We start from the raw sequence: 19690 nt of genomic DNA, 5'->3' as shown, positions 1-19690 counted from the left end.
TCTATATTAGTTGCTAATCACAAATTAAGAGAGAACTATTGAAACTTAAGTAAAATTGCTAAGTAATTTGGAATTTCGGCCAAAAAATATTTTTATTTTTAATCCACAAAAGCCTTCTCCTCGCTAAGATTAATAAGCTTATGAATTACATGTTCAACCACTCTATCTGGGGTTGATGCACCAGATGTAATGCCGACACTTATATTTCCTTCAGGCAAAAAATTCTTCTCAGTTATTAAATCATCTCCTAAAGGTTTGTGCGTAATAGTATTTTCTTGATCACCTATCCTCTCTGGAGTATCGATATGAAAAGAGCGAATACCTCTGCTGATAGCAATTTCTTGAAGATGCGTGGTATTTGAAGAGTTAAAACCTCCAATAACTACAAGTAGATCTAAAGGCTCATCAACCAGCGAGAACATTGCATCCTGCCGCTCTTCAGTAGCATCACAAATAGTATTAAAAGCTAAAAAATGCTCAGTTAATTCAGCTGGACCATACTTACGAAGCATGGTTTTCTCAAATAAACGGCCAATTTCCTCGGTTTCACTTTTTAGCATGGTTGTCTGATTAGCAACTCCAAGTCTTTGAAGATCTCTATCTGGGTCAAAGCCTTGAGATGAAGCTTTGGAAAACCTTTTCAGGAACTCTTCTCTATCTCCTTTACCCAGAATATAATTAGCTACGTATTGAGCCTCTTCGAGATCAAGTACAACAAGATAGGTACCTGCAAAAGAGCTTGTTGCAAGAGTTTCCTCATGTTTTACTTTGCCATGAATAATCGAAGTGAATTCATGTTTCTTATGCTTCTCAACGGTATGCCAAACCTTTGAGACCCAAGGACAAGTTGTATCAATAATGTGACAACCACGCTCATGCAAGAGCTTCATCTCTTGAACTGTTGCTCCAAATGCAGGCAGTATGACGACATCACCTTCTTGGACAGAAGAGAAATTTTTAATTCCTTTTTCAGCTGAAATAAATCGCACATTCATATTTCTCAAGTGATCATTCACCGAAGGATTGTGAATAATCTCATTAGTAATCCAAATACTTTCCTTGGGGTAATGTCTTCTTGTTTCATAGGCCATTGCAACTGCTCGTTCTACTCCCCAACAAAAGCCAAATGCCTCTGCAAGCTTTACCCGTAATCTGCCGTGCTCAAATAAATATCCATTATCTCTAATCGATCCAATCAAATTACTTTGATAAGCCTTTTCAAGAGCCTGGGCTCTTTTTGTAGGAGATTCAAACCCCCTTCGATTATATCTATCTGAATGATGAAGAGATCTCTTAAAAGCTTGAGTATCCATCTCAATTAAACCAGTCTATTTCAAAGACTCTATTAGGAATTGAAAGAAAACACAAAAAAGCCTGGCGTAAAGCCAGGCTTTTTAAAATTAAATCGTCAGATTCAATTATTGAGCTGAAGCAAAGTCTGGATATGCTTCCATTCCATGCTCACCAATATCAAGGCCTTTGAGCTCCTCTTCCTCTGTAACTCGAATACCTCCAAAGAAGCCTCCAATAATTGACCAAGCTATCCAGCAAGTAAGAATTGTGAAAATTGCATAGCTTGCTGCACCAACAGCTTGAATTAAAAGCTGAGAAAGAGTGCCTCCTGCAAAAACTCCTTTTCCTCCATAAAAAAGGCCAACAGCAAGAGTTCCCCATACCCCACATGTACCATGCACTGAAACAGCCCCAACAGGGTCATCGATCTGAAGACCATCAACAAAAGCAACTGACCAAACAACTAGAAGTCCACCGATTGCTCCGACAAGCCAAGAAGACCACAAGCTAAGTCCATCCGCGCCAGCAGTAACACTTACGAGCCCTGCCAAAATGCCATTGATAGTCATTGTTAAATCTGGTTTTCCAGTATTTAACTGACTCAACAATGTGGCTGCTATACCTCCACCAGCAGCACCAAGAGTAGTTGTAACAGCGACATATGGAACTGCTTCGTTAAAAGCAAGCACTGAGCCGCCATTGAATCCATACCAACCAATCCAAAGGATCAATGCTCCAAGAGTTGCAATAGCCATATTGTGCCCTGGTAAAGCCTGAGACCTACCATCCACAAATTTTCCAATCCGTGGACCTAAAGCAATTGCACCAATAAGGCCAGCCCATGCTCCAACTGAGTGAACAATACTAGATCCTGCAAAGTCATAAAAACCCAACTGAGCCAACCATCCATCACCATTCCATTGCCAAGATCCAGCAATCGGATAAATAACTGCTGTAAGGACTAATGAAAAAACGACAAACTCACCAAACTTGATTCTTTCAGCAACTACTCCTGAAACAATCGTTGCGGCTGTACCAGCAAAAGCAGCTTGGAACAGAAAGTCAATACTTGGAACCAATCCAGCTGGATCAGTAGGTGCTGGATTAAAGAAAGGAGTACCTAATTTCAAAACCCCTGGAATGACCCAAGAGCCTGTATACATCAATTTATACCCAATAAACCAATAAGCAGATACTGCAAGAGTAAACACTATTAGGTTCTTAGCAAGAATGTTGACAGCATTTTTCTGCCTACACATGCCGGCTTCCACCATCGCAAAGCCTGCATTCATGAAAATTACTAACACTGCGGCAACCATTATCCAAAGATTGTCTGCAAGTGCTTGAGTGGTAAGCGCAAAATCTCCTGCATGCGCTGAAAGGTTAAATAGTCCTAAACCAAATAGGGCAAGAGGGACACAAGCAAGCCAAATTAAAGAACTACGAGAATTAAATCCTCTTATGCTCTTCAAAAGAAGCATCGGCCCTCTTAATAGACTTGCCTCTTGAAGTCGTTCAACTCGACGACTTGAGGGAGTCTGCAAAGCAGAAGTCATAAAAAAACAAAAACTGCAAAAAGCTGAGTTCAACGAAACTCAGAAAGTACAATTCTAAATATGGAGAAATCTTGTAATCCTTCTGGTAATCGTTTATACGAATTTAGTTATTTGTTGGATTTAACAAAGGTATCAGTTAGCTTTTTCATTTGATCATTCTAGGGCAAGGGAAAAATTGTTTGAGTTTCTCTAAACGGGCGCATGCCTTCCCACGTAATATGGTCACTGAAGAAACCAAAACAACAAGGCATAACCTCCACCCCCTCGCTTAAAGCTTGTCTAAACAGATTGCCATATATAGGATCAGCAGCATCCCCAGGGGCAAACAAGTCAACATCATTCCTACTAATACATGGAACCAGTAATGCTCTTGCATTAGGCAGAACATCAATCATTTCCTGTAAATGCTTTTGACCTCTTTCCGTAACTGTGTCAGGGAAAAGAGCCAATGAACCATCAGTCCAAGTAGTGTTTTTAATCTCAAGAAATATTTGACGCTGATCACAATTATTTTCTCCAGGAGTTAAAAGAAGATCTATACGACTATTCCCAGTCCTTCCATATTTAACTTCATTGCGAATTCGAGCAATTTCTCCTAATGCTTCTCTAAAACAGCCTGCTTCAATAGCTAGTCGAACAATCTTGTTTGGCAATGCTGTATTAACGCCAACCCAAATACGATTTCCAGCCTGATTGACAACTTGAGCTTGCTCCCAAGACCAAGAAAGTTTGCGGGAAGGAGATGGTGCGTATCTGACTCTAACCCGACCGCCTGGCTTTAAGACCCCAGTCATAGGTCCAGTATTTGCGCAATGTGCAGTGACTATATGTCCAGTATCAAGTTCAACATCAGCCAAAAAACGCTTATATCGCTTTAATAAAATGCCTTCATTAAGAGTAGAGAAAGTTAGAAGACTCTTGCCAATCATGGAAATCAGATTTCCTTGCAATACATTGAGAGAATAGATCGAAAAAACACCTAAATAATTGATCCCCTTTTTTCTAGAAAAAGTATGAAAAGATCACTTAGAAAAATCGCTGGAATAGTTAGTTTAGGAACTCTGCTTAGCAAGTCTGGTGGGTTAATCCGTCAACTTGTTGTTGCAGGTGCATTTGGAGTGGGTGCAGCATATGACGCTTATAACTATGCATATGTAATACCAGGTTTTTTCCTAATTCTGATTGGAGGTATTAATGGTCCCCTTCACAATTCAATAGTTACAGTCTTAAGCAGAAGTAGTAAAAAGGAGAAAGCTTATATACTTTCATCAATTAACACTTTAATAAGTCTTTTATTGATAATAATTAGTATCATTTTATTCATTGCAGCAGATCCAATCATAAAGGTAATTGGGCCTGGGCTAAGCCTTGAAACCCATGAAATAGCGACTAAGCAACTGGAAATAATGTCCCCAATTCTGCTGTTTTCTGGATTAATTGGTATTAGTTTTGGCGCACTAAATGCGACTAATGAGTTCTTTCTACCTTCTATATCTCCAATAATCTCGAGTATAGTTTTAATAATATTTTCTGGCTCTTTTTGGATATATTATGGTCCAACAAAAGATTCTGTAGAACTTAGTCTCAGAGGAGGAATAATCCTTGCACAGGCGACCCTATTAGGTGCCTTATTGCAATTTCTCTTACAAATACCCTCATTAATAAGAAAGGGGCTAATTAAATTAAAATTATCTTGGGATTGGAGTCATCCAGGAGTTAAAGAAGTATGGAGAATACTGACACCTGCAATTCTGTCTTCAGGAATGTTACAAGTCAATGTAGTAACAGATCTATTTTTTGCTTCAAATATTATAGGTGCAGCTTCAGGTTTAGGTTATGCAAACTTTTTAATACAGGCACCTTTAGGTTTAATATCTAACGCACTTTTAATACCTTTCTTGCCAACTTTTGCCAAACTCACAAAAGTTGAAGACAAACCAGAATTAATAAAAAAAATAAGTCAAAGCATAATGCTTTCTTCGGTAAGTATGATTGGATTAGGATCACTTTTCATAAGCGTAGGAACTTCAATAGTATCTCTAATTTACGGTAGAGGTGCTTTTGATTCTCAAGCAATTGATCTTGTCGGAAGCCTCCTTGTAGCTTATGGTATTGGAATGCCAGCCTACCTAGGTAGGGATCTATTAGTTAGAGTTTTTTATGCAATTGGTGATGGCAAAACACCTTTTAGTTTTTCTTTTGCAGGAATAATTTTAAATATATTTCTAGATTGGTTTCTTATTGGAGCTCCATCACCTTGGGGGCATCAATTATCAATTGATTTTGGAGTACAAGGAATTGTACTTGCTACAGTCGGGGTAAATATTTTTACTTGTATAGGTCTTCTACTGAAATTAAATCAAAAGCTAAATGACATCCCTTTAAAAAAATTAAGCATTAATATCCTAAAACTTATTATTTGTGGATTATTCTCAGGATTAATAGCTTGGGCAATTAATTCAATATCAATTTTTTCTTCTATTTACATTTTTGAATTAGTCAAATTAACTCTTGCAATATTATGCGGTCTCATTATCTTTGTAAGAAGTGGAATAGTGTTACATATCAAAGAAGTAAATGAATTAATGATTCTTTTTGAAAATAAAATCAACCATCCTTAAGCTTTATATCACGCTCTTCTCTCACATGAATCGGGAACTCAATAGATTCACTGCCTTCAAGCCTTGGACCCTGAACTGAAAGTATTCGAGCTTCAATCCCAAACTCTTGAAATGCCGTTTCCATTTCCTGGATCAATGCTTTTTCCACCTGAGACTCTGGATCAACAACTTTCCCTATAAGTCGTTCGCCTAGTCGCCCGATGCGTTTGCGAACGACTTCTCGAGCATTTGTGACCTCAATAATGAGCACGATGGGGTTGTAAGTAAAGCAACATTATCTGCAGTAGGGGTCCAAAATCTCTTCAAGTTCAAAAATTTGCGCTGAAGAAATTAATCTTGCTAACGGCAATTGTGTATTCCCGCCACCAAGACGAACTTGAACAGCCTCAATTGCTTTTCGCGCAGCAACAGCTGAACCATTATCCAGATTTGCTTTGCATTCAATAGCTAACTTTTGTGAAAGACCAGCATCTCCCAAATAAAGATTCCAGTTCTCAATTTGGATATAAATACGATCTGAGATCGCATTCTGTATATCCCTGAGTTGATTGGAATCAATAGTCATGAAAAAAATTTTGCTGCAGTAGATGCCGTTCAACTCTTTTTTAGGAGAGGGTCTTTTGCCTGTGAAGGTCGTTTGAGAATCACAATAGTTAGATGTAAACCTAACAAAACCAGCCAAAACCCAGTAAAAAATTGAAGATTGGTCCAGGGGTGCTTGATTTGCTGAAAGAACCAAAGACCACTATTTACTGCGGCAAAAGCCATCGTATGAAGAGTCAAATTAACTATTCGAGAGAAATGCAAATAGAGAGGATCTGATTGATTTCCCGTTCCATACCACTTGATTGGCATAAATTTTTCAGTATTTATATGATTTTGAAGCTATAAACATCAATATAGTTGACTAAAGGGACTTAAATAAGTTCTTATTAATTGTTTATTGCGCCTGTAGCTCAGCGGATTAGAGCATCTGACTACGGATCAGAGGGTCGGGAGTTCGAATCTCTCCAGGCGCGTTTCAAAGGTTTTTGCTGAGATCAGCATCTAAAAGAAAAATAAGAGGAAGTTTTTTTTGCAAAGCTTGATGCTTTGCTTACTATCCGATTAAAAAAGAAGAGGCTTTTTAATTGACTCATATTAATTCCGCTCTAGAGGATGCTGATCCAAATATTGCCTCTCTAATACAAGAAGAAAGTAAACGGCAAGAGAATCACTTGGAGCTTATTGCAAGCGAGAACTTTACCTCCAAAGCAGTAATGGAAGCTCAGGGGTCTGTTTTAACCAATAAATATGCAGAAGGTCTTCCAAATAAGCGCTACTACGGAGGCTGTGAACACATTGATAAGATTGAAGGTTTAGCAATTGAAAGAGCCAAGCAATTATTTAAAGCCGAATGGGCAAATGTTCAACCTCATAGTGGAGCCCAGGCTAATTTCTCGGTATTCCTATCTCTCTTGGAACCTGGCGAAAAAATTATGGGAATGGACCTTTCCCATGGTGGCCATTTAACTCATGGTTCTCCAGTGAACGTTAGTGGCAAATGGTTTAAAGCTATTCATTACGGAGTAGATAAAGAGACACAAAGACTTGAAATGGAGAATGTCCGTGAAATTGCTCTAAAAAATCGACCAAAATTAATAATTTGTGGATACTCTGCTTATCCAAGAAATATTGATTTTTTAGCTTTTAGATCAATTGCAGATGAAGTTGGAGCATATTTGTTAGCAGATATGGCCCATATCGCAGGGCTGGTTGCAACTGGAATCCATCCAAGTCCAATACCCCATTGCGATGTGGTTACCACAACGACCCATAAAACACTTCGAGGGCCTAGAGGCGGGTTAATACTCTGCAGAAATGCAGAATTTGGCAAAAGATTTGACAAGGCCGTATTTCCTGGCAGTCAAGGAGGTCCACTGGAGCATGTTATTGCGGCAAAAGCAGTGGCTTTTGGAGAAGCCTTGAAGCCAGGGTTTAGTTCCTATTGCGAACAACTTGTGAAAAATTCAAAAGCTCTTGCAAAACGAATGCAAGATAGAGGCATAGCAGTTGTAAGCAATGGAACTGATAACCACATTGTTCTTCTAGATCTAAGAAGTATTGATATGACTGGGAAAGAAGCTGATTCACTTGTTAGTGCAATAAATGTCACTACCAATAAGAATACGGTCCCTTTTGATCCAAAATCCCCATTCGTAACTAGTGGGCTCAGATTAGGTACTGCAGCATTAACCACTCGAGGTTTTGATGAGCCAGCATTCTTAGAAGTCGCAGATTTGATCGCTGATCGCCTGTTAAACCCAACGGACTTAATATTAAAAAACAAATGTCAGCAAAGGGTTCTTGATTTATGCAATCGATTCCCGCTATATGACTGAGCTAGTGAGCAATCAATTAAACAGTAAAGATAAAGAAAATTCAGTCGAAATCCTTTGTATAGGCAGTGAGTTGCTTCTTGGTAGCATTTTAAATAGTAATGCAAAATGGTTAGCAGAGCAATTAGCCTCTATAGGATTAGAACATTTTCGCCAAACAGTTGTTGGTGATAATTTAGAAAGAATCAAGCAAACCATTCAAGAAATTTCTAATCGCAGCAGGATATTAATAACTACTGGCGGTTTAGGCCCAACACCTGATGATTTAACTACAGAAGCAATAGCTACTGCATTTAATACTCGACTTGTCGAAAGCAAAGAAATCTTAATAGATCTCGAAGAAAAGTATAAATTATCTTCAGAAAAGATGCCTACCATAAACAAAACACAAGCACTTCACCCAGAAGGTGCAGATTTAATTCAAAATCCAACAGGTACTGCGCCTGGAATCATTTGGGATCCAAAGCCTGGATTTACAATAATTAGCTTGCCTGGTGTGCCATCTGAAATGGAAAAAATGTTTTCTATAAATGCGATAAATTGGCTAAAAAGTAACTTATTAATTAAAGATGTGATTATGAGCAAGACACTTAAATTTACAGGGATTAGCGAATCATCTTTAGCAGAGAAAGTTGGCGATATTATGTCAGGGGAAAATCCTACTATTGCACCATATGCATCATTAGGTGAAGTAAAATTACGTATCACAGCAAAAGCCAAGAATCATAGAGATGCAAAAAAGTTAATCATGCCTATTGAAACTAAATTATTAAAAATAGGGAAAAAGTTTTATTTCGGTTCTAATGATGAAACGTTAGCTTCAGTCGTTATTAAATCATTAAAAGAGCATAGTGAAACTATTTCGATTGCAGAGTCTTGTACTGGGGGTGCACTTGGAGCTGCTTTAACATCTATTCCTGGAGCATCGGATGTGTTCTTAGGAGGGGTAATTGTTTACAGCAATTGGATAAAGCACCATTTCCTGGGTGTTCCCCTCGACATGCTGGAGCGCAATGGAGCTGTTTCTTCTTCTGTGGCAAAAGAAATGGCTAAACGGGTTCGAGAGAAGTTTCAAACTGACTGGGGCCTTGCTATTACCGGAATTGCAGGACCAGCTGGAGGAACCCAAGACAAGCCTGTTGGGCTAGTACATTTTGGAATTGCTAGCCAAAGCATCATTAAATCAATTCAAGTCAACTTTAGTTCGCATAAAACAAGAGAGGAAATTCAACAATTGAGTGTTATTAGAAGCCTCGACCTACTGCGTTTATTTATGCATAACCAGAGCTAAGGTCACTTTAATAAGGAGTAAGCTTTGAGCTCAAAAACGCTCTACGACAAAGTCTGGGATCTTCATCGGATAGCAGATCTCCCTGGAGGAGCTACCCAGTTATTTGTTGGGCTTCATTTGATTCATGAAGTAACCAGTCCTCAAGCATTTGCAGCTTTAGAAGAAAAAGGACTCTCCGTAAATTGTCCTGATAGAACAATTGCAACCGTCGACCACATAGTACCCACTACAAATCACCAAAGACCTTTCTCAGATCCTCTAGCTGAGGAAATGCTTCATACACTTGAAAAAAATTGCTCAAACCATCACATCAAACTATTTGGAATAGGTTCAGGGAATCAAGGCATCGTCCATGTGATGGCACCAGAATCAGGTCTAACACAACCTGGCATGACGATTGCTTGTGGAGACTCTCATACCTCTACCCATGGAGCTTTTGGTGCAATCGCATTTGGGATTGGCACCAGCCAAGTTAGAGATGTACTCGCTACCCAAAGCCTGGCAATGAAAAAGTTAAAGGTTCGTAGAATTTGGGTAGATGGTCAACTCACCAATGGTGTTTTTGCAAAAGATCTTATCCTTCATGTAATTCGCCATCTTGGCGTCAAAGGAGGCGTTGGATATGCTTATGAGTTTGCTGGGCCCGCAATAAAAAAACTCTCAATGGAAGAGAGAATGACTATATGCAATATGGCTATAGAAGGTGGAGCAAGATGCGGATATGTCAATCCTGATCAAACAACCTTTGATTACTTAGAAGGGAAGCCCTATATACCAACTGGCCAGGAATGGGAGTCTGCTCTCCAATGGTGGAAGGAATTAGCCTCTGATCAGAATGCGATTTTTGACGACGAAGTGAAATTTGATGCATGCAAAATCTCCCCAACAGTCACTTGGGGTATTACACCCGGCCAAGCGATTGGGATTGACGAATTAATACCAAAGGTCGACTCACTAGAGACAAGTGACCAACAAACAGCAAGAGAAGCTTATCTTTATATGAATCTGCATCCAGGAAGCTCTATTGAAGGTCTTGGAATAGACGTTTGTTTTATAGGAAGTTGTACTAATGGCCGCCTAAGTGATCTTCAAGCAGCAGCAAAGATTGTTAAAAATAGACATGTGGCTAAGGGTATTAAAGCCTTTGTAGTTCCTGGCTCTGAGAAAGTAGCTAAAGCTGCTGAAGCAGAAGGTTTAGATGTTTTATTTCAAAATGCAGGGTTTGAATGGAGAAAGCCAGGTTGCTCTATGTGTCTTGCAATGAACCCAGATCGATTAGAAGGCAATCAAATAAGCGCTAGTTCTAGCAATAGGAACTTTAAAGGAAGACAAGGATCAGCCAGAGGAAGAACATTGTTAATGAGTCCAGCAATGGTTGCCGCTGCTGCTATTTCTGGATCTGTAACAGATGTAAGGAACCTAATTAACCAAGGACCATAGAAGCCCATGAGCTCTTCATATACCTTTCCCAAAGGATGCATAACCTTAGTAAAAGGTAAAAGCATAATTCTCAAAGGGAATGACATAGACACCGATAGAATTATTCCCGCTCGATTTCTTAAGTGTGTAAGTTTTGACAACCTTGGAGAAAATGTTTTTGCGGATGATAGGAAAGAAAAAAATGGCTCTCATGTATTTGACATAGAAGAAAATAAAGGGGCTTCGATCCTGATTGTCAACAAAAACTTTGGCTGTGGATCAAGTCGAGAACATGCGCCACAGGCTCTTATGAGATGGGGTATTCGAGCAATAATTGGAAATAGTTTTGCTGAGATATTTCATGGAAATTGTCTAAGTCTTGGCATACCTTGTGTCACACTTATAGAGAATGAACTAAGCTCACTAATTGAATCTATAGAAAATAGCAAAAGTAAATATTTTTGCAGTATTAATCTGAGAAAAAAGTTAATTGAATTTAGAAATCAATCCTGGAAACTAAAAATTGAAGAAGGAGCTGCATTAATGCTGAACTCAGGAAACTGGGATGCAACATCTACTTTAATGTCTCAGAAAGAAAAAATTAATCTGACAAAAAGCACTTTGCCTTATTTAAATCAATATATACATTAATCAAAAGTGATTTCGATCTCTAATGGTTAGATAGTATCTACAATTGAATCATTTGGGATTAGTGCCCTTTCAATGTCAAACCCATTCAATCTGAACATCAAACCTCCAGAGTTATCATTAATATCATAGAATATACCCAAAGCATACGATCTGCGTTCCCATAAAATGGCTAATTTAGAACTTAAAGATTTTCCATATTGATCAGAGTCTTTGTCAATATTGACATTGTAAATACCCGAAAGAAGCAAAGGACCATATATTTGTTGAGTTAATTGAAAAGAAATTTTCTGAAGGTCAACTTCATTGTCAAATTTAAATGGACTATCGCCAGCTTTAACAGTAAAGCCTGGCATAATTGATACTTTTGTATAATCTAGGAAAGGCTTTCTAAAGTTTCCTAATGTTAACTCAGGCCCTGCATTTACTCCGAATGAAAACTGACTATCTCCACCTTCGTAATGAAAATAAGTCGAAAAAATTTCTGTATTAAGAATAATGCCAGGGTTAATTTTTGCCATGGAATATCTTGGTTTAACTTGATTGACTGAACTGGCATCTTCGAACATATATATAGGGTATGAAATATTCAAAGAGTTAAAGATGCTTGCTCTCCATAGATGAGATAAAGTAAGAGATTTTAAAGCTTCAGCTTGATATTTACCGATTCCAGATCTAAATCTATATTCATAACGGGAAGTCCCATTTCCCCAATCCACTTCTTTATCCACGTAGCCACCAACTGAAGTATAAATATCACTTCTTCCCAAAGAACCATTCCATGATTTATAACGATAAGCTGCAAAAAGAACTGCATTGATATCTTTAATCCCACCAAGATCAAAAGAATCTTTAAGGGCACCCCAATATCGACTTCCATTAGCAAATCTATCTGGATTGAAACTGCTTATGTTTGCAGATAATTCTGACTGCATATTAAATGTTTTTCCTTTTAATTTTGCCTTCATTCCTATTAAATCTGAAAATTTTGTTGATTGTGATACCTTAGGGCTCAAAACAGATAAATCTGATTCAGGGTAAGCATTTGTTTTTTCATTAATAGCTCGTTGAAAAAGAAATTGTGGCTGCAGTGATAATTCATAATTCTCATCTAACTGAATAGGCTTAAACTTTCTTCCTATATATAATCCATCTCTGTCTTTTGTATCAAATCCTAAGATCCAACGTTCTTCATTTTCTTGATTAGCTCCAAAGGATCTTTTACCAATAGGGATATTTAATTGATCCTCTAATATTAACTTTGTCTTACTAGATTTAATTAGCAAAGTGCCATCTTTATTCTCATTCGCAATTACATTCTTAGCAACAAGCTTGGCTTGAGCAGGGTTAAATGGATCATTAGAAAAAGTCATTATTTTAGCTTTCCAACCTGATCGATTAATTATGACTTTTGGAGAGTTAAATCGCCAGCTATTTATACCTTTATCAGAGAGATCACCAGCAACAAATGGATTTAAACCTAAATCAATTTTACCTCCTTCTATAACTACTCCATCATTTAGAGTAATCCTAGAAGCTGAATTATTTGGTATAGTATTCCTAGATTGCTTTTTATTAATGTTAGTTGAAGAGTTTATGTTAAGATCATTAGTTAAAAGGTTGACTTTGATTACTCCATAGACATCGTCTAAGTATCCATTCTTGCTTACTAAGTTATATCTAAAATAACTGGCCCTAAAGTATTGTTCTCCTCGCATAAAGCGAACATCACCAGTTGCAAAAAGAAGATTTTTAGATCGGTCAAAAACAATTTTTTCTGCTCGAAGTATACCTTGATTGAAAGATACAACAACATTACCTTCAGCTACAAATACATTATCCGTTTCCCAATATTGGCGATCGGCATGAATATCAACTCTGAGAAAAGAAGATTCACTATCGAGATGAATCTCTTTATGCGTATTTTGTATTTGAGAATGACTACCTGAAGCGTCTATAGATAACTGAGAAAGGTCTTTTTTCTTATGAGGAAAGTTATCCTTAACTGAGTGTGAAGCAATTAAGATATTAGATGCCAAATATTGTCTGCGCTCGTCTTTAAGCAAACGAATTCGTTGGTTAGTATTAACTCCTTGAACTGAAGTGTGGATTTCAAACGCTTTGGCATCAGCCAAAAAACTTTCTAAAGGCGCAAAAACTAAGCAGCCAGCAGAAAAAAGTCCTGAGATCCAAGCATTAGAGACTATCGGCGCCAAAACATTCTGTCGACGCACACAATAATTACACAATCAGAGCCATACACAGCCATTAATGGCCAGTATTAGTTCTGATTGGCCTTGCAGCCTATTTGTTTAGTCTTGAGGGCCTTCTAAGTCCTTTCTGGCTGGTGTTCTTGACGGATCACTAGCCAAGAAACCAAACAAAAAGACTCCAACAAAAAAGAAGACGACCGTGTATACGGAAATCTTTAAAGCAAGCATGAATACCGACCAGCATCTAGAGAACCACGCGTATTTTATGGGGCCTTGATGCCTAATTACCCCCCTTATGAACCTGGATTGAAATGTTTCGAAGCTGAATTAACTGGAAATATAAACATTTTTGTAAAAATCCACTCAGTCATCATGCTCATCCCATGGGTCATCTAACCCCTTTGCAGCAGGGCCAAAAGCCATATAAACCCCTAATCCTGTTAGGCCTAGCAATACAACCAAAACGATTATTGCTAATTGAAGAGCAAGAGATGAAGTTTCCATCAAAACTTTCTACAGGTTGGGTACCTGAGAGACAATTTCCCATACAATATCGAAAATGAATCATTAACTGAGGCTCAAAACTCAAAATGGGACAAAAAACAGCTCTAGGATCTCTACTGAAATCCATTGGTAATTCTGGCCAAGGCAAGGTTGTAGCTGGCTGGGGAGCAGTACCAGTTATGGCTTTTATTGGTGTCTTGCTTCTGGTATTTTTAGTAATTCTTCTACAGATTTACAACCAGTCTCTGCTTTTACAGGGTTTCTCTGTTGATTGGAACGGGGTTAAATAGGAAAAGTTTAGAAACAAAAGAGGTTCACTCATGAATATCTTTGGCGTTGGATTGCCTGAGATTGCTGTGATAGTTGGGCTTGCATTGGTTATTTTTGGACCAAAGCGTCTGCCTGAACTAGGAAGAACCCTTGGCAAAACACTAAAAGGTCTTCAAAAGGCCTCTACAGAGTTTGAAAGTGAAATTCAAAAAGCGATGACAGAACCAGATAATTCTGAGTCTGCGACCAAAGAGGGTGCGGATAATCAAGGAGATTCGTTAATTCAAAACAAAATTGATTAGAAAAACCTGCTCATATCACAAGAATCAGAATGAGTACTAGTGCTGACCCAAGTTTATTGGTAGGGCTAGGGAATCCTGGTTCTAAATACAGCTCTACTCGCCATAACGTAGGGTTTATGGTCTTAGAGAAGCTTGCAACAAAAGAGTGTGCTTCTTTTAGTACGAGTAAAAAATTATTTGGGCAACTGGCAGAGATTGGGATTGGTGCTCAAAAAAGAAGACTGCTTATGCCCGATACATATATGAATGAAAGCGGTAGAGCTGTAAAAGCAGCAATGCATTGGTTTGGTCTTCAACCAAATCACATCCTAATTATTGTTGATGACATCGACCTACCTTTAGGTAAATTAAGACTCCGGTACCAAGGAGGTGCTGGAGGACATAATGGCCTCAAAAGTATTATAAATAATCTTGGTACACAAAATTTCAGCAGGTTAAGAGTAGGCATTGGAAAACCTGTAATCGCCTTTGAAGAAAAACAAGTCAGAACTGTTTCTCATGTGCTTGGTGCTTTTAATTCAAAGGAACAATTAGTCATGCAAAGTGTTTTAAATGAGGTTGTATTAGGTTTAAATTTAATTCAAGAGGTTGGATTAGAAAAAGCAGCAAATCATCTAAATTCTATGCACTCTAAGTTTACAGATATTTAGTTAAATGCATCAAAAGCCTTCAACAACAGCATACTTAAGAGTACATAGTCAAAGTTTTTTAAATAGATCTCTTGCAGGAGAAGTTTCTGCTGGAGAGTTTAAATGGGAATTTATATGGAGATATGCCAATGGCGAACTATTGCTAGAGCCTTCCTTAGGAAAGGCATTGATTCAAGATGCTCTTTTAAGGTTTCTAATCAAAGCTGATTATTCTCTTGAAGCAGGAGGAGATTACATATTTATTATTCGGGCCAAGTTTTAAGACTAATATCTCCTAACCATTGAAACTTTCTGTGAAGGTAGTCCTCTAATAAAAGTAATGCAGCAAAAGAGTCCAAATTTTTTGGTGGTATTCGCATTTGTTTTGGTATAAAGCGCAAGAAAAAGTTAGGTGATGAGATTTCAAAATACCTTCCTCTTGCTCTAAAGGTTGTTCCGCTTTCTTCTACGAGTTTAATAGATAATTTACATACCTCTATAAGCTTTAAATACCAGAAATTACTACTTGTTCCATTACCAAGAATAATTAATTTAATTTCATAGTTATTTTGCCATTTAATTATCAAATCAAGTACTGAAGAAGAGATTACAACCTTGCCTTCTATCACAATGTGATTATCGAGATCAGCAAGTATAAGTCCGCATTTTTCTCTTCCTGGGTCTATAGCAATAGCATAATTCATAAATTTATATGGACTAATTCTTAGATGGAATCTTACTAATCCTAAGAGAAACCGATACGTTTTCAGCAGTATCACTATTTTTATTAGAAATAACCTCCAAGCTAGTTTTGCTTGTGTCGAATCGCTTTAACTTATTCCTCAATGAATTAATTGATTTTGTATCAACTTGTATTTCTGAAACTAAGGATCCTCGCCTCTTTACTTCAGCCAAGGTTGAAGCTAATAAGAGCTTTACCTTCTTATTTAAGGTATGAGGTTTGTAATCATTCCTTTCAAGAGAATTGCTAGCTATTATCTCGCCCTTAGTGACGATATTTTGATTCAAAAGAACTTCAGGAAAAGCATATACATAATTTTCTCCTAGTAAAACATTTCCTGCTGATCGTATATTAATAACCCATTTACGATTATCCGAAATAATTGATTTCATACGTTGGACATGGTCTAATCTCACAAGGATTAGTCTTCGATCGGGTTTTTCTCCAGGTTTGACACGCATAAAAGCATTAAAATTTGCTCTAGTAAATATATTCTCTATCTCTTCATCAATATCAGACTTCTCATTGAGTTGAATAGTAAATGTCCCTAAGGATTCGCCACTAGTTATAACTACTTCTCCTTTCCTTAAAGCAAAGAAATTCTTCTCTAAATTAATAAGTTCCTTCTCTCTTTTCTCAATTCTTTCTTCAAGAATACTTCTTTGTTTTTGCAAGGGCAATAAAGCTGATCTGCTTTCCTTTAACTCAGTTTGAATATCATTTAATCTGAATAAACCATCTCTTAGTTGCCTATCAACCAAGAGCATCAACATTAATGAAATAGAGCTTATAAAACTACCAGTTAAAATTGTTATCAGTACTGCTGTTCTTCTTGGCCTTAATTTGAATATGCTTAGACGCGCCTTCCCTATCTTGGTGCCTAGAAAATCTCCAAGCGTAGATAGTACGCCGCCAAGAATAAGCAAGAAAATAATTAACAACCAGCCCGTCACAAGAAAAGAAAGTTAAGTAGGACTAAAACAAAGTTATTTTATAATGGAGACAAATAGTAATTTTAGTTAAAACGTTTAGCAAGGGCTATTGGATCAAATACCGTGATTTTTTTTCTATCAATCTGTAGTAAGCCTAACCCTCTCAAATCACCTAGTAGACGAGTAATTGTTACACGAGTCGATCCTATGGCTTCCGCTATGGCCTGATGAGAAAGGCGAAGGTCAATAGTAATTCCTCTATCACCTGGTACTCCAAAATCTCTACAAAGCACTAAAAGAAAGCTAACTAGTCGAGAAGACATGTCTCTATGGGTCAAGGTTTCAATCATGGTCTCTGTTTGCAAAATCCTGCTTGACAAGCCTTGCAACAAAAGAAGTCCTACGCCACTATCTGCTTCAATCGCATTTCTTACAGAGCCTGCAGGGGCAGATACCATCTCGACACGAGTAAATGCCAAAGCATGGTAAAAACGATCAGATCTGTGCCCAGTTAAAAGGGAAAGGACTCCAAACAAACTGTTTTCTCTTAACAAAGCAACCGTTATCTCTTCTCCTGACTCATAAACCCTGGTCAAACGAACAGCTCCTCTTCTAATTAAATACACTCTCTCGGCAGGATCGCCAGGGAAAAAGATTGTTTTAGAGCGCTCAACCAACTCGGAGGTTGCCCCATCAAGACCTCGAATTACCTCAAGGAGAGTCTTCTTAGGTTGATTTGGATCATTACCCTGGTTAGGAGACTGTCCCCCTAAAGATTGATTTGAGTAACGGCTAAAGCCACTAGCAGCAGTTGCCATATCGGCAAAGCGATTTAATCGACGCTAAGGACGGGTTATAAAACCACTTGTAGCAATAATGACTTTTTTGAACTTTTTTTTAATGCTCACATAGTTGCTTCATATAAATAAAGCATTAAGAGATCTCAGTAACCAAAGCAAAAATAGCCCGAAATCGATAATCTCAACACTATCTGTAGTGTCTACTCATTGTGAACCTGGATCATGCCGCTAGATTTGAAACATAGTTATTTTAGTTTTTTGACTGCCAGCCCAAGCTACATAAATAAAAATGCGCCGGAAAAGGATAGCAATTTAAGGTCTATTCCTTTTGAAAATCCAAAGCCAATTCTTCGTATTGTCGAACCTCAAGGACAACTGCAAGTTCATATGGCTAATTTTGGAGGTAGTTTTCCTGTTGTTCTCAGCGAAGCTCTCCGATCAGCTGGACTTGGCAGCGAAGTCCTAATAGCTCAATTACTAAAAGGAGGCGTTGATCAAGGCCCTTCCAAAGGGATTCAACTCTGTGGAAGGCTTCATTGGATCAGGCCTGATTTACCCTGCTATCTTGGCAATGAACAAAGCATTGCAGACCATTTATCCAGCCAATTTATTCAGGCAAAACAAGCCGTGCAGGCAATTTGGCAAATCTGTCAGCAAAACTTACTAAAGGAAAATATTCATAAACTTGTTTTAGACGAGGTAGGACTTGCAATTAAATTAGGTTTTGTTCAAGAAACAGACCTCATCGAAACACTTGAACAGCGACCTCGCGCTATAGATGTAATTCTTACAGGTCCTTTCATACCAAAGGAAGTTGTAGCAATGGCAGACCAAGTTACTGAACTAAGGTGCTCTAAATAATGCTTAAAAACGATCGCTGGATTAGTCAGAAAGCAAAAGAAGGAATGCTTAAACCTTTCCAAAGCACTCTGATTAGGCACCTTAATCCTGCTTCAAAACAAAATCCTGTCTTAAGTTTTGGCTGCTCGTCTTATGGCTATGATCTTCGATTGTCCTCTAAAGAATTCCTAATCTTTCGTCATGTACCTGGGACAGTAATGAATCCCAAAAGATTTAATCCAGATAACTTAGAATCAACCCCTCTCCATAAAGATGACGACGGAGATTACTTCATCCTCCCTGCACATTCATATGGCCTAGGAGTCGCATTAGAGAGAATGAAAGTCCCTGCAAACATTACTGTTGTTTGTCTTGGTAAAAGCACTTATGCACGGCTTGGCATAATAGTTAATACAACCCCAGCAGAAGCAAGCTGGGAAGGACATCTGACTCTGGAGTTCAGCAATAGTTCTGGAGCAGATTGTCGAATATATGCTAATGAAGGTATATGCCAACTCCTCTTCCTAGAAGGAGACCCTTGTGAAACAACCTATAGTGACCGCAAGGGTAAATATCAAAATCAACCTGAGAAAGTAACTCTTGCAAAGATATAACAATGAATAGTGTTCATCTGGTTACAGCAACTCCAGATGCTGAAAAAACTATGGCATATATTGCCAGAGTTAGTAATCCCAAAAACCAGGACAATGAAGATTTTACAAAGCTTTTAAGATATTGCATCAAGCATGAACATTGGAGTGTCTTTGAACAAGCATTTATGACTATTCAAATTGAAACAAATAGAGGCATAGCTGCTCAAATTCTTCGCCATAGATCTTTTACATTTCAAGAATTCTCCCAAAGGTATGCAGACAGTAGCCAGCTAGGTCAAATTCCTGTCCCTGAATTAAGGAGACAAGATAATAAAAATAGGCAAAATTCAATACATGACTTACCCGAAGAAATAACTGCCCGTTTCAAGATAAAAATAAAGAAGCAGTTTGAAGACTCTCTCAACCTATATCAAGAAATGCTTGAATCTGGAATAGCAAAAGAGTGTGCAAGATTCATTTTACCACTTGCAACTCCTACAAGAATATATATGAGTGGTTCTTGCAGATCCTGGATCCATTATATCAATTTAAGGTCAGGTTATGGCACTCAAAAAGAACATATGGAAATTGCAAATGCCTGTAAAACAATTTTCTCTCAACAATTCCCTATAGTCGCAAAGGCTCTTGATTGGTAAGTT

General features: G+C 37.9%; 24 protein-coding genes and 1 tRNA gene. 13 read left to right on the top strand and 12 right to left on the bottom strand.

The genetic code is table 11. The features are described 5' to 3' along the window. Nucleotides 1-98: 98 nt before the first annotated feature. The 3 genes from P9211_RS01440 to sfsA form a co-directional block, all read right to left on the bottom strand. Nucleotides 99-1313, bottom strand: a complete 1215-nt coding sequence (locus P9211_RS01440) for a 4-hydroxy-3-methylbut-2-enyl diphosphate reductase (RefSeq protein WP_012194847.1) — start codon at nucleotides 1311-1313, stop codon at nucleotides 99-101. Nucleotides 1314-1418: 105 nt separating this feature from the next. Then, nucleotides 1419-2849 carry an ammonium transporter gene (locus P9211_RS01435; protein WP_012194846.1) on the bottom strand — a complete coding sequence of 477 codons (1431 nt, stop codon included), beginning with the start codon at nucleotides 2847-2849 and terminating at the stop codon, nucleotides 1419-1421. A gap of 158 nt (nucleotides 2850-3007) precedes the next feature. After that, on the bottom strand, nucleotides 3008-3778 hold the full coding sequence (gene sfsA / locus P9211_RS01430) for a DNA/RNA nuclease SfsA (RefSeq protein WP_012194845.1): 771 nt from the start codon (nucleotides 3776-3778) through the stop codon (nucleotides 3008-3010). Nucleotides 3779-3862: 84 nt separating this feature from the next. Here sfsA and murJ point away from each other — a divergent pair, with 84 nt between their 5' ends. Further along, nucleotides 3863-5470 carry a murein biosynthesis integral membrane protein MurJ gene (murJ, locus tag P9211_RS01425; RefSeq protein WP_012194844.1) on the top strand — a complete coding sequence of 536 codons (1608 nt, stop codon included), beginning with the start codon at nucleotides 3863-3865 and terminating at the stop codon, nucleotides 5468-5470. Here the strand turns inward: murJ and P9211_RS01420 are convergent. The 3 genes from P9211_RS01420 to P9211_RS01410 are packed head-to-tail and all read right to left on the bottom strand — an operon-like array spanning nucleotide 5457 to nucleotide 6325. Then, nucleotides 5457-5720 carry a hypothetical protein gene (locus P9211_RS01420; RefSeq protein WP_012194843.1) on the bottom strand — a complete coding sequence of 88 codons (264 nt, stop codon included), beginning with the start codon at nucleotides 5718-5720 and terminating at the stop codon, nucleotides 5457-5459. The genes murJ and P9211_RS01420 overlap by 14 nt on opposite strands. A 24-nt stretch (nucleotides 5721-5744) precedes the next feature. Continuing rightward, a complete protein-coding gene (locus tag P9211_RS01415) occupies nucleotides 5745-6035 on the bottom strand; it encodes a DUF3181 family protein (RefSeq protein WP_012194842.1) in 291 nt (96 codons plus the stop codon). 29 nt (nucleotides 6036-6064) lie between these two features. Beyond that, on the bottom strand, nucleotides 6065-6325 hold the full coding sequence (locus P9211_RS01410) for a hypothetical protein (protein WP_012194841.1): 261 nt from the start codon (nucleotides 6323-6325) through the stop codon (nucleotides 6065-6067). Between the two features lie 90 nt (nucleotides 6326-6415). On the opposite strand from P9211_RS01410, the gene P9211_RS01405 reads away from it, so the two are divergent. From P9211_RS01405 to P9211_RS01385, 5 genes are all read left to right on the top strand, one after another. Continuing rightward, nucleotides 6416-6489: transfer RNA gene (locus P9211_RS01405), tRNA-Arg, on the top strand. A gap of 111 nt (nucleotides 6490-6600) precedes the next feature. After that, the gene (glyA, locus tag P9211_RS01400; protein WP_012194840.1) at nucleotides 6601-7851 is read left to right on the top strand and encodes a serine hydroxymethyltransferase; all 1251 of its coding nucleotides are present in this window, start codon (nucleotides 6601-6603) and stop codon (nucleotides 7849-7851) included. Then, nucleotides 7844-9139, top strand: coding sequence for a competence/damage-inducible protein A (locus P9211_RS01395; protein ID WP_012194839.1), 1296 nt, complete (start codon nucleotides 7844-7846; stop codon nucleotides 9137-9139). The genes glyA and P9211_RS01395 overlap by 8 nt, the downstream gene beginning before the upstream one ends. A gap of 24 nt (nucleotides 9140-9163) precedes the next feature. Continuing rightward, the gene (gene leuC / locus P9211_RS01390; RefSeq protein WP_012194838.1) at nucleotides 9164-10579 is read left to right on the top strand and encodes a 3-isopropylmalate dehydratase large subunit; all 1416 of its coding nucleotides are present in this window, start codon (nucleotides 9164-9166) and stop codon (nucleotides 10577-10579) included. A gap of 6 nt (nucleotides 10580-10585) precedes the next feature. Beyond that, nucleotides 10586-11209: a 3-isopropylmalate dehydratase small subunit gene (locus tag P9211_RS01385; protein ID WP_012194837.1), complete on the top strand. Its 624-nt coding sequence runs from the start codon at nucleotides 10586-10588 to the stop codon at nucleotides 11207-11209. A gap of 26 nt (nucleotides 11210-11235) precedes the next feature. On the opposite strand, the gene P9211_RS09055 is transcribed toward P9211_RS01385, so the two are convergent. From P9211_RS09055 to psbN, 3 genes are all read right to left on the bottom strand, one after another. Then, a complete protein-coding gene (locus P9211_RS09055; protein ID WP_012194836.1) occupies nucleotides 11236-13440 on the bottom strand; it encodes a DUF3769 domain-containing protein in 2205 nt (734 codons plus the stop codon). Between the two features lie 78 nt (nucleotides 13441-13518). Next, a complete protein-coding gene (locus tag P9211_RS09180) occupies nucleotides 13519-13647 on the bottom strand; it encodes a photosystem II reaction center protein I (RefSeq protein WP_012194835.1) in 129 nt (42 codons plus the stop codon). Nucleotides 13648-13782: 135 nt separating this feature from the next. Beyond that, nucleotides 13783-13923: a photosystem II reaction center protein PsbN gene (gene psbN / locus P9211_RS01375; protein WP_012194834.1), complete on the bottom strand. Its 141-nt coding sequence runs from the start codon at nucleotides 13921-13923 to the stop codon at nucleotides 13783-13785. A gap of 86 nt (nucleotides 13924-14009) precedes the next feature. On the opposite strand from psbN, the gene psbH reads away from it, so the two are divergent. From psbH to P9211_RS01355, 4 genes are read left to right on the top strand one after another with little or no spacing between them, the layout of a single operon-like run. Further along, entirely contained in the window at nucleotides 14010-14213 is a 204-nt protein-coding gene (psbH, locus tag P9211_RS01370) for a photosystem II reaction center phosphoprotein PsbH (RefSeq protein WP_012194833.1), read from the top strand. A 30-nt stretch (nucleotides 14214-14243) separates the two neighbouring features. Then, nucleotides 14244-14495, top strand: a complete 252-nt coding sequence (locus tag P9211_RS01365) for a TatA/E family twin arginine-targeting protein translocase (RefSeq protein WP_012194832.1) — start codon at nucleotides 14244-14246, stop codon at nucleotides 14493-14495. Nucleotides 14496-14524: 29 nt separating this feature from the next. Continuing rightward, the gene (gene pth, locus P9211_RS01360) at nucleotides 14525-15145 is read left to right on the top strand and encodes an aminoacyl-tRNA hydrolase (RefSeq protein WP_012194831.1); all 621 of its coding nucleotides are present in this window, start codon (nucleotides 14525-14527) and stop codon (nucleotides 15143-15145) included. 4 nt (nucleotides 15146-15149) lie between these two features. Further along, nucleotides 15150-15407 carry a DUF3146 family protein gene (locus P9211_RS01355; protein WP_012194830.1) on the top strand — a complete coding sequence of 86 codons (258 nt, stop codon included), beginning with the start codon at nucleotides 15150-15152 and terminating at the stop codon, nucleotides 15405-15407. Here the strand turns inward: P9211_RS01355 and P9211_RS01350 are convergent. The 3 genes from P9211_RS01350 to ntcA all read right to left on the bottom strand — a co-directional run bounded on the left by P9211_RS01350 (nucleotide 15388) and on the right by ntcA (nucleotide 17616). Then, on the bottom strand, nucleotides 15388-15828 hold the full coding sequence (locus P9211_RS01350) for a hypothetical protein (RefSeq protein WP_012194829.1): 441 nt from the start codon (nucleotides 15826-15828) through the stop codon (nucleotides 15388-15390). The genes P9211_RS01355 and P9211_RS01350 overlap by 20 nt on opposite strands. 13 nt (nucleotides 15829-15841) lie before the next feature. Continuing rightward, nucleotides 15842-16819, bottom strand: a complete 978-nt coding sequence (locus P9211_RS01345) for a DUF3084 domain-containing protein (protein WP_012194828.1) — start codon at nucleotides 16817-16819, stop codon at nucleotides 15842-15844. 62 nt (nucleotides 16820-16881) lie between these two features. Then, nucleotides 16882-17616: a global nitrogen regulator NtcA gene (ntcA, locus tag P9211_RS01340; RefSeq protein ID WP_012194827.1), complete on the bottom strand. Its 735-nt coding sequence runs from the start codon at nucleotides 17614-17616 to the stop codon at nucleotides 16882-16884. Nucleotides 17617-17856: 240 nt separating this feature from the next. Here ntcA and P9211_RS01335 point away from each other — a divergent pair, with 240 nt between their 5' ends. The 3 genes from P9211_RS01335 to thyX are packed head-to-tail and all read left to right on the top strand — an operon-like array spanning nucleotide 17857 to nucleotide 19687. Beyond that, complete coding sequence (locus P9211_RS01335) at nucleotides 17857-18459, top strand: cob(I)yrinic acid a,c-diamide adenosyltransferase (protein ID WP_041391358.1); 603 nt, start codon at nucleotides 17857-17859, stop codon at nucleotides 18457-18459. After that, nucleotides 18459-19052 carry a dCTP deaminase gene (dcd, locus tag P9211_RS01330; protein WP_012194825.1) on the top strand — a complete coding sequence of 198 codons (594 nt, stop codon included), beginning with the start codon at nucleotides 18459-18461 and terminating at the stop codon, nucleotides 19050-19052. Before P9211_RS01335 ends, dcd begins: the two co-directional genes overlap by 1 nt. 2 nt (nucleotides 19053-19054) lie before the next feature. Continuing rightward, nucleotides 19055-19687, top strand: a complete 633-nt coding sequence (gene thyX, locus P9211_RS01325) for an FAD-dependent thymidylate synthase (RefSeq protein WP_012194824.1) — start codon at nucleotides 19055-19057, stop codon at nucleotides 19685-19687. The last annotated feature ends 3 nt before the right edge of the window (nucleotides 19688-19690 follow it).

The organism is Prochlorococcus marinus str. MIT 9211 (genome assembly GCF_000018585.1).
Lineage (GTDB): Bacteria > Cyanobacteriota > Cyanobacteriia > PCC-6307 > Cyanobiaceae > Prochlorococcus_D > Prochlorococcus_D marinus_B.
Note: the sequence above shows the minus strand (reverse complement) of the source record. Positions and strands in the feature narration are given on the sequence as shown.